2 protein-coding genes are annotated in these 1,644 nt (G+C 70.5%); both read right to left on the reverse strand.

The genetic code is table 11. The features are described 5' to 3' along the window. Positions 1-321, reverse strand: a 321-nt coding sequence (locus tag VF092_22130) for a hypothetical protein (GenBank protein ID HEX6750008.1), incomplete at its 3' end; no start/stop codon positions are given. Positions 322-812: 491 nt separating this feature from the next. Continuing rightward, the coding region (locus VF092_22135; GenBank protein HEX6750009.1) for a hypothetical protein at positions 813-1,644 on the reverse strand (832 nt) is incomplete at its 5' end.

Genomic DNA, 1,644 nt, shown 5'->3' on the forward strand with positions numbered 1-1,644 from the left:
CCAGGTGTTGCCCAGCCAGCGGCTGCCGCCCGGAACGTCGTCGTTCTGGGGGAGGCGCTGCGGCAGGTACTTGCCGTCGAGCCGGATCCCGAAGGTCGGGCTCAGCCAGTAGGTGGCCTCGGCGCCGAACACCGGCGAGACCCCGGGCGCGAACCCGTTGTCGCCGATGTCGAACCAGGCGCTGGTCCACGCGCCGCCGCCGAAGATGCCGATGTCGAACAGGGGTGCGGTGCGCGCCGTCATGTCCTGCGCCTGCGCCTGCCCCGCCGCCCCCGCCACCACCAGCGCGGCTGCTAGCGCTGACGTCGCGAGTCTTCTCATCGCTTTCTCCTAAGGAGGGTGAAACGCACGCTCACCCCGGCCGCCGGGGTAGAGCAGTACATCGCGATAACGACATACAAGAAAAATGCCATGCTTTCCGCAAAAATGCCCGCGGCGACACCCGCCCGACCCCGCGCCGCGCCTAACTTCGGTTGCAAAAACAACATCGAAAGTTTCCCACATTCACGCGCCGCCGCACGCCGCTCGCCGGCGCTCCGGTCCTCCGCGACCCGCCGCGCCGCGCGCGAACAGGAAACGACACAGGTGCCTGCGCCAGAATGGCACCGGGATGGGGCATCCATGTCTCTGCGCCGCGCTGCGTGGAGAAAGCGCGCAGCCACTGCCGCAAAGCCGTGTGCGACCGTATTGCGTGGCAGACCGGTCCTCCTCGGGCTCCGGCGGACGCAGATCCCCGTCCTGGTACGGCGGAAGGGCGGCCCCCTGGCGGGAGACGCCCTTCCGCCGCGCTCAGGCGTTCGCGATGCGCGGCGTCAGCCGCGGACCGCGCCCGCCTTGACCTCCACCTGGTAGGGCTGGAACTCGCACCCCACCCGGACCGGCAGATAGATCACCTCGGGCTGCTGGCTGGCGCCCGCCTCGGCGAACACCGGCACGCCCTGGTAGGCGCCCACGCTGGTGACCTCGGTGACCCCGAGCACCCGCGGCAGCCCGTACTTCACGTAGCGGCGGCCGTTGAAGGTGATCGGCTCGTTGTTGATGAACCACGTGGCGTTGGCCGCGTAGCCCTCGGTGACCGCCGGCACGCCGGTGGTGTCGCCCGTGGCCGGGTCGTACTGCGCCGTCACGTTGGTGAGCTGCCCGTTCTGCAGCACGCACACGTTGATGTCCTGCACCGTCGGCGGAGGCGGCGGCGGAGGCGGCGGGGGCGGCGGCGGGGGCGGAGGCGGCGGGGGCGGCGGCGGCGGGGGCGGCGGAATGATGTTGCCGAACCCGACTTTCAGCCCCAGCACGCCGTACGGCGTGAAGGCGAACTTGTCCGACGCGTTCTGCGACGTCTCGCCCACGTGCGCGGGCGAGTCGTAGCCGTGCACGCCCGCCTCCAGGAAGATCCCGATGGCCGGCGTGATGGGGAAGATGTCGAGGCCCAGGCCCGCGACACCCTGCCCCACGGTCCCGATCTTCGGGCTGTCGGGCACGCACACGCCGTTGACGATGAACAGCGCGTAGTTCACGCACTGCCGCTGGCCCACCGGGTCCGACGTCAGACCGCCGCCGCCCAGGAACACGTACAGCGAGCTCAGCGTGCCGCCGTTGGACGACCAGAACAGCGGCCGCCACAGGAGGTCCAGGTCGTAGAACCAG

Origin of the sequence: Longimicrobium sp. (assembly GCA_036377595.1) — a bacterium.
Taxonomy (GTDB): domain Bacteria; phylum Gemmatimonadota; class Gemmatimonadetes; order Longimicrobiales; family Longimicrobiaceae; genus Longimicrobium.